General features: G+C 44.0%; 4 protein-coding genes. All 4 read right to left on the reverse strand.

Annotated features, from left to right (window positions below):
* Positions 1-475: 475 nt before the first annotated feature.
* The 4 genes from AAE02nite_RS25225 to AAE02nite_RS25240 all read right to left on the reverse strand — a co-directional run bounded on the left by AAE02nite_RS25225 (position 476) and on the right by AAE02nite_RS25240 (position 7299).
* Complete coding sequence (locus AAE02nite_RS25225; RefSeq protein WP_146905306.1) at positions 476-2137, reverse strand: RagB/SusD family nutrient uptake outer membrane protein; 1662 nt, start codon at positions 2135-2137, stop codon at positions 476-478.
* A 19-nt stretch (positions 2138-2156) separates the two neighbouring features.
* Positions 2157-5483, reverse strand: a complete 3327-nt coding sequence (locus AAE02nite_RS25230) for a TonB-dependent receptor (protein WP_218033562.1) — start codon at positions 5481-5483, stop codon at positions 2157-2159.
* A 42-nt stretch (positions 5484-5525) separates the two neighbouring features.
* Positions 5526-6578 carry a FecR family protein gene (locus tag AAE02nite_RS25235; protein WP_146905310.1) on the reverse strand — a complete coding sequence of 351 codons (1053 nt, stop codon included), beginning with the start codon at positions 6576-6578 and terminating at the stop codon, positions 5526-5528.
* A 139-nt stretch (positions 6579-6717) separates the two neighbouring features.
* A complete protein-coding gene (locus AAE02nite_RS25240) occupies positions 6718-7299 on the reverse strand; it encodes an RNA polymerase sigma factor (RefSeq protein WP_146905314.1) in 582 nt (193 codons plus the stop codon).
* Between the last annotated feature and the right edge of the window lie 384 nt (positions 7300-7683).

Below are 7683 nucleotides of genomic sequence, written 5' to 3' on the forward strand. Positions count from 1 at the left end.
AATGCCTTATTTAAGTAACCTAAGGAAGTAAGCTTCTAATTATTAAGAATTATGCTGTTTAGTAATTTTGAATTAGAACAGCACCTGGCGCCATGGGTAGTGTTTTCACCATATCCGTCAGTCCAAGAGAAAAGAATAAATACATACACCTTTTTCCAATCTCTTGGCTTTAAATTGCCCCTGACTTTATTCAGGGATGCCAAAAACCCGGGGCTAAAGCACCCGGGCAATTCAATGCAACACTTAGCCTGCATGCCTATGGTAAAAACACGCAGCAAGGGCAACGGCTCATCCAATCTATAACATGCTAAACAGTTTCTAATTAAATATTGGACTTTCGCAAAAAAGTAAAAACCTGCCGTTATAACTATTAAATCCAAAGAACTGGCCGGTAAAAACACACAGCCAGGGCGGCTATTGCGAAAGTCCAATATTCAATTAGAAAAAATAGTTATTACAAACCTGTTTAAGTCTCTTAGTTATACCCCGGGTTTTGTTTAAATTCCTCTTTATTGGTAACGGCATTGAGTTCCGTTAATGGAATAGGTCGCAAGGTATGATAGTCCTGGATGTTGGGTGCTGCATCGGGATTATATTTTTTTACCCTTTCTACTAATTTCCCGGTACGCTTTAAATCGAACCAGCGCATTTGCTCCCCGGCAAATTCCCGGGCACGTTCATCCAGAATAAAATCCAGGGTAATATCGCCGGGTTGTACCTGCATGGCAGCTTGCCGGCCGGGCAAGGCGGCCCGGGTACGCAGCATATTAATAAATTGGGCAGCCATATCGGGTTTACCAAGGTTTAGCTGGGCTTCGGCGGCTATCAGGTACATTTCGGCTAAGCGAATCAAAAATACATCGCGGGAACTTTGGTCTTCGTTAGCAGCCAGGCGCGTAGGATCGTCGTGTTTTTTGAGCGAAATATAATGAAACCGATCTTTGGGCTGGCCGTTGGCATTGTAAATATCGTTTATATCATAGATGGAGTAAGGCGTTTTGCTCCGGCGCGCGGCGCTTATTACATTTTTGCTGATATAAATGGCCGTATCACCCACCTTAAATTTGGGTTGATCAATTAAACTCGGGTTCGGCGCATTGGCGGCCGTCCATTTGGGAATATTGGCAGCGTTATTCGAGATCCAGGTTTGTTTAAAAGAACCGGCAAAACGGGCATCGTCTTTTTCGTTAAATAAATCTAACAGAAAGCGGGTAGGCATGTAGCGCGTATCGGGCCGGCCATTCGGAATATCCTGTTTCATGCCCGGCATGGTTTTGTAATCGAAGCCGTAGATGGTATTGGCTTTGTTGGAGCCACCATTGTAAGCCAGGTTGGTGGAGTGGTTAATGGCCCAGATTATTTCGGAGTTGCGCAAATTGCTCATACTCCACAGATCGGCGTAATTGGGCACCAGCTTAAAGTTGTAGCTATTGATAACTTTGGTGGCGTAGTCTAAAGCTTCCTGGTTTTTACCACGCGTTAAATAAATACGGGCCGAAAAAGCTTCGGCAGCGGGTTTGGTTACCCTGCCGTAATCGGTGGTGGTAGCCGGCAAATTATCTACGGCAAATTTTAAATCCAGAAATATTTGCTCGTAAATAGTTTCTACCGGGGTGCGGTTGGCCGTAGTTTTAATACCTTTGGTCGGCTCCAGGGTAAAATGTGTTGGGCCAAAAGTTTCTACTAAATGCCAGTAATACCAAGCTCTTAAAAAACGTAGTTCCCCTTCCAGTACCTGCTTGCGGGCCACCGGTAAATCAACGGTAGGCAAATAATTAGTAAGCACGGTATTAGATAAATTAATAGCGGCATAACATTGCTGCCACATTTTTGATCTTATCCAGGTCTGGTCCGAAATCAGGTTTTGGTAGGTAGCTAATTGCGGTTCCTGGGCACTGGCGGCAATGGTCCAGATGTCGGTACCTACTTCCATTAAACCGTGCCCTTCAATTTTCCCGTACAATTCGCGCTGGTAGGTATAAGCGGCATTAACGGCGGCTTCTAAACCGGCCGGCGTACTGTACACACTCTCGGCCGTGATACCACTGGGGTTATATTCTTCTAGTTTGCTTTCGCAGGATGCGAATACCGCGGCGGCAAAAACCAGCGGCATTGCTTTTAACATATATCTTTTCATTTGAGGTAAGTCTTTTAAATTAAAAAGTAATATTTATACCACCCACATACAGCCGGTTCAGGGGCTGGTCGGTGATGCCTTCGCTTTCCGGGTCAAAATCTTTAAAGTCGCTGATGGAATACAGGTTTTTACCTGAAACATAAATCCGCAGGTTATCTACTTTAAACCGGGTAGAAATAGCCTTTGGTAAGGTATAGCCCAAGGTTACGTTCCGCAATTTCATGTAAGACGATTCGTACAAAGTGGTAGTGGTAATATAATTATAGGTATCCGTCGCATGCGGGCTAGGGAAAGCGTTGGTCGGGTTTTCCGGGGTCCAGTAATCTACACGGGGGTTGTTGTCCTGGCCGTTGCGGCGATATTTGCCGTAATAATCCGAAGAAGCCCATTGGCCTACCCGGGCGTATAAGAACACGTTCAGGTCAAAACCTTTGTAACGGAAGTTATTGTTTAAACCGCCGGTCCACTTAGGTACCGTGGTGCCAATAATAGTTTTATCAGCGGCTGTAATTTTACCGTCCGGAATACCGTCTGGTCCCGACAAATCGGCTACTTTTATTTCGCCGGGTTTCGCCCCAAAAGACTTCGCTTCAGCTTCTTCGTTAAGCTGCCAAATACCTAGCTTTTTGTAATCGTAATAAATCTGGGCTGGCTGGCCTGTAATCAAAGACCGGCGATAGTCATTATCAATTACGTTGCCATTGGGTAAGTCTACAATTTCTTCTTTGTTTTTGGTGAAAGTATAATTAGTAGACCAGGTAAAATCTGGCGTAGTAATATTGTTCGTGGTCAGGCCTAATTCAACGCCCCGGTTACGGGTTTTGCCAATATTCCGCGACACGGTAGCTACCCCGGTAGAAAGCGGCAGCGATAAAGGAAATATTAAATCGCGTGTGTAAGCATCGTAGTAGTCCAGGGTACCGGAAATGCGGTTTTTCAGGATGCCGAAATCCAAGCCAACATCTACGGTTGCAGTAGTTTCCCAATCCAGGTTGGGGTTACCAATGGTGGGGTTTAAACCATAAGCAATGGCCGGGGTGGCATCGTTATAAGAAAACTGAATTTGGGAAAGGGAGTTTTGGGTTACATACGGATTTATTACATCGTTACCCGAAATACCGTAACTGGCCCGCAACTTTAATTCGCTTAGCGCCTGTTGGCCCTGCATAAAATCTTCGTCGATGATGCGCCAGCCCAAAGCCGCCGAAGGGAAAAAGGCCCATTTATTGCCCTCGCCCAGTTTAGAAGATCCATCGCTGCGGCCGGTAAGGGTAAGCAGGTACTTGCCTTTTAAGCTGTAGTTTAAGCGGCCGGTAAACGAAACCAGATTAGACTGGGAATAAGCACTGCCCATGTACATATTCTGCGCGGCACCAGTTAAGCTGTAATAATATTGACTTTCGAGGAGCTGGTTATTACCGCCGGAGTAATCCGAGAAATTAACGTTAGATAAATAACTGGTAACGCCGGTAAGCGTAAACGCGTGGTCTTTAATTTCTTTGTTATAGGTAACGATATTCTCCCAGCTAATAAATTTATTTTTGGCGTTGGTAATTTCAGAGCGGGAAGTTGCCCCTTTACCGTCGATGGTGAACTTAGAGTTAAAATGGCCCTGGTCAGTGTCAGTGAGGGTGGCGGCAAAAGTTGTTCGAATATTTAAGCCTTTGGCTGGCTTAATTTCCAGGTAAGTAGCCAACGTACCCGTCATAATTTCCCGGTTTTCTTTCCAGGCGCCGGGTTGTTCATCGGCCAGCGGGTTTACCTGGCTGCCAAAGCCCGGCAAAAATATTAATTTACCTTCCGCATCGTACGGCGAACCTAGAGGCGCCACCTTGGAGGCTACGTTAAAAGGGTCGCGCCGGCGGTCATTGTCGCTGTAAGATACCTGCGTTTGCATCCCCACATTCAACCATTTGTTAATGGTTTGGTCAATATTTAACCGGCCGGTATAACGCTTAAATTCATCATTTTTCAGAATGCCTTTTTCGTTGAAATAATTGCCGGAAAAATATACTTTGGTTTTTTCTGAGCCACCCGAAATACCCAACTGGTAATCTTGCTGAAAACCATTATTAATCAACAGCTCGGGCCAGCTCACATATTGTTGTTTCTCAATGGCTTCGAGTAAAGGCGCATTAAATATTTTAGGATCATCGGCCGGGCTGCTCCAGTTACCTGCTGCCCGGTAAGCCTCGCGCCGGAAAGCCACATATTCCGGTCCGGTCATGTATTTGCCGTAACCAGCCACTTCCGACATACCCGCGTAAGAGTTAAAACTAAAACGAGGTTTATCGCTGGTGCCTCTTTTGGTAGTAATAATAATTACGCCGTTAGCGCCGCGTGACCCATAAATAGCCGTAGAAGAAGCATCTTTCAAGACTTCAATAGACTCAATATCGTTGGGATTGATAACCGAAGGATTTACTCCCTGCACGCCATCTACAATGTACAAAGGATTATTAGAAGAACCCGGATTGGCAATGGAGCGGTTACCGCGAATACGAATGCTGGGACCCGCGCCGGCGTAACCGTTGCTGCGGGTAATATCGGCACCCGGCACTTTACCCTGCAAGGCTTCGGTAACGGTAGTTACGGGCACTTTGGTAACTTCTTCGCCTTTCACCGAAACCACCGAGCCGGTCAGGTCCCGTTTTTTCACTTCGCCGTAGCCTACTACCACCACTTCTTCTAGAGCTTTGGCATCGGCCGCCAAGGTTACATTTAAGTTGGTGGCATTGCCAACGGCTACTTCTTTGGTGATAAAGCCAATAAAAGAAAATACTAAGGTTTGGGCGCCTTCGGGCGTACTAATATTGTACAAACCTTCGGCGTTAGTAGCGGTACCAATGGTGGTTCCTTTTACCAGTACCGTTACACCCGGCAAGGCCTCCCCTTTTTCGTCGGTTACTTTACCCGTAATATCTTTTACGGCTAAAGCCTGGGTAACCAGCAATTCTAAATCCGGCTTACTAACCGTTGAAACTTCGGCCCCATTGCTTTTACTTAACACAATCTGCTGGCCCGAAACTTTATAGGCTACCCCGAGCGGCCGGAAAAGCATACCCAATACATCCGCCAGTTTCTGGCCATTGGTATTAAGGGTTACTTTGTTATCGGCCGGAATTATTCTGGAGCTGTAAACAAATTTAACGTTGGTCTGGCGCTCCAACTGGGTTAGCACCTGCCGGACTTCCAGATTTTCGACTTGCAGGTTTACTTTTTGCTGAAGCAGCGCTTGCCCGCTGGCAGCACTAACCTGCGCTGCCGTTAGCAGCATAATAAAGTAAAATAACACCAGGCGCATGGTAGTAGGTTGGGTTTTAGGTGGTGGAAATAATTTTTTCATGAATAATTTAGTTTTGGTTAGTCTTTGTTTGGCGAGTAATAATTAAAGTTCGCAACCCTTACCCGAGAGGTAAATGCGGGTTCCCCTGATTTCGTATTCAGCTTGTAAGGCTTCGCAAATCAGGTCTAATTTGGCGTAAAAATCTTCTTCGGTTAAATCGGCAGTTAACGGACAATGCTGTAAATTTTCTGGAAGGATAATCTGGATGCCGTAAGCCTTTTCCAGCTTTTGGGTTATTAAATGCAATTCGGTTTCCCGAAATAAAAAGGTTTCTGAAGATGACTTTTCATTATTAAGAATAGCCGGAGTGGTTACCAGTTGTACCGTAAACTGCTTAATTTGTGGGTTAAACTTTGCGCGTTGGTTCGGAGAAAGCAATACCTCTGATTGGTGGAATGCTTTTTCGTTTGAATCTTCGGGTTTTGCATTTTGTTGGGTTACCGCTACCTTGCCGGTTTTAACCTGCACCTCTACCTCCTGGTTTTCGCCACCAGCATACTTCACCGTAAAACTGGTACCCAACACCTTGGTTAAAATATTACCTGTATGCACCACAAAAGGGCGGTTCGGGTTTTTGGTTACTGCAAAAAAAGCTTCACCAACCAGGAAAACTTCTCTTCGATTATCGTTCTTAAAATCATAACGAAGCTTACTTCCTTTTTTCAGCGCAACCTGACTCCCATCCGGTAATCGGATCAATTGGTCGGGAAATGTGTGATTTTCAACCGTAACAAAACCATTATTCTTCTGGTGTTTAAAGAGATTCTGATTGGCCCGGAACAGGCTGAAGCAGCCCACCAATATTAAAAGACTAGCTGCAACGCCGGCTAACTTAAGATAACTGACACCAGTATTAAAACTAATAACTTTGCCTTCAGGTAATGCCTTTACAGATGCAGCGTCTATTTTTTGCCACAGGGCTTCCTCCTGCAACTTTAAATCTTTTGCACTAAAGGCGGGCGATAATTCTTCTCCCAAACCTTCATACCATTCTTCTACCAATTGCTTTTCGGCTTCGGTACACTGCTGGTCGGCATATTTCTGTAATAATTGGGCAAATTCTTTCGGCGGTACCCGGTCCGATGGTTGCAGCATTCTCTAAAATAGGTTTATAATATAGAAGTAGATTTGGCCGAACTTTTCCGCAAAAGCAATTGCATATTCTTTTAAAATTTATATCTTAAAAGTTATTTAGCAGTATAAATCCATGAAAGTTTATAAAGCGGAAATAGTTCTATACTAGCAGCGAAAGAGCAGCCAGGGAAAAGGAAACAAAATCTTTTAAATGCAACTTTAACAAGCGCATTCCTTGGGTGATATGATATTCTATGGTGCGGGAGGGCAATTTCAGGCTTTCAGAAATTTGTGTTACCGATTGATTTTCGAGGCGGTTAAGTGAAAAAATTTGCTGTGTTTTAGCTGGCATCTGCTCTACCCCAGAATTAATTGCCTGTACTAAATCTTGCAGGGCAATTTCCTTTTCAGTAGAACGGTCGTACTGGTTTTGAAAAACCTTTGCGTGTTCCTGGTAACGGGCATCCGATAACTTTTCCCGGTATAGGGCAATAATTGAATATTTAACAGCTGTGTGCAAGTAGCCGGACAGGTTTTCGATGGTGGTTCCTGCACGCATTTCCCAGAGCCGGACAAAAATTTGCTGCACAACTTCTTCTGCCGTTTCCCGGCATTTAGTCTTACGAAATGCCACCGTATACAAGCGTTGCCAGTAGCGTAGGTAAATTTCCCGGAAAGCGGTTCCATCACCATCTGCCAGCCGTTGTAGTAGATAATTATCGTCTAATTCTCCGTATTTCACTGACTATATTTGAATAAATTATTGTATTGCGCTACAACTCTTTTTTACACCTGAAGACTTGTATAATTTGGGTAATTAGCACATCTTCCTTATTCAAATATAAAATTTAATTTCATGATTAAAAACGAATTCTGATAAATTTACATATTCTCACATCATAAATTATTTTTAAAGAAATTTATTTAGGTAAATTATTTAAGTTTTAAAAATCTATCAATAATTATAAAAATCAGTCTGAAACGATACACAGGAGATTAGGTTTAGGGCACGTAGTGCTGGCGAAAACTTCCGAAAAGAGAAGACCTTAATTATTTTGTCTGAATTTCGTTTGTTGATAAGTATAAGAAAGAAATAATGTTAAAAATAATAAGCCCCTGCCGGACG

The sequence above is a fragment of the Adhaeribacter aerolatus genome (assembly GCF_007991635.1).
GTDB classification, from domain to species: Bacteria; Bacteroidota; Bacteroidia; order Cytophagales; family Hymenobacteraceae; genus Adhaeribacter; species Adhaeribacter aerolatus.

Bases quoted from the DNA above. Each gene is read 5' to 3' on its own strand.
- AAE02nite_RS25225 (WP_146905306.1), bottom strand. From the start codon at position 2,137: ATGAAAAGATATATGTTAAAAGCAATGCCGCTGGTTTTTGCCGCCGCG.
- AAE02nite_RS25230 (WP_218033562.1), bottom strand. From the start codon at position 5,483: ATGAAAAAATTATTTCCACCACCTAAAACCCAACCTACTACCATGCGC.
- AAE02nite_RS25235 (WP_146905310.1), bottom strand. From the start codon at position 6,578: ATGCTGCAACCATCGGACCGGGTACCGCCGAAAGAATTTGCCCAATTA.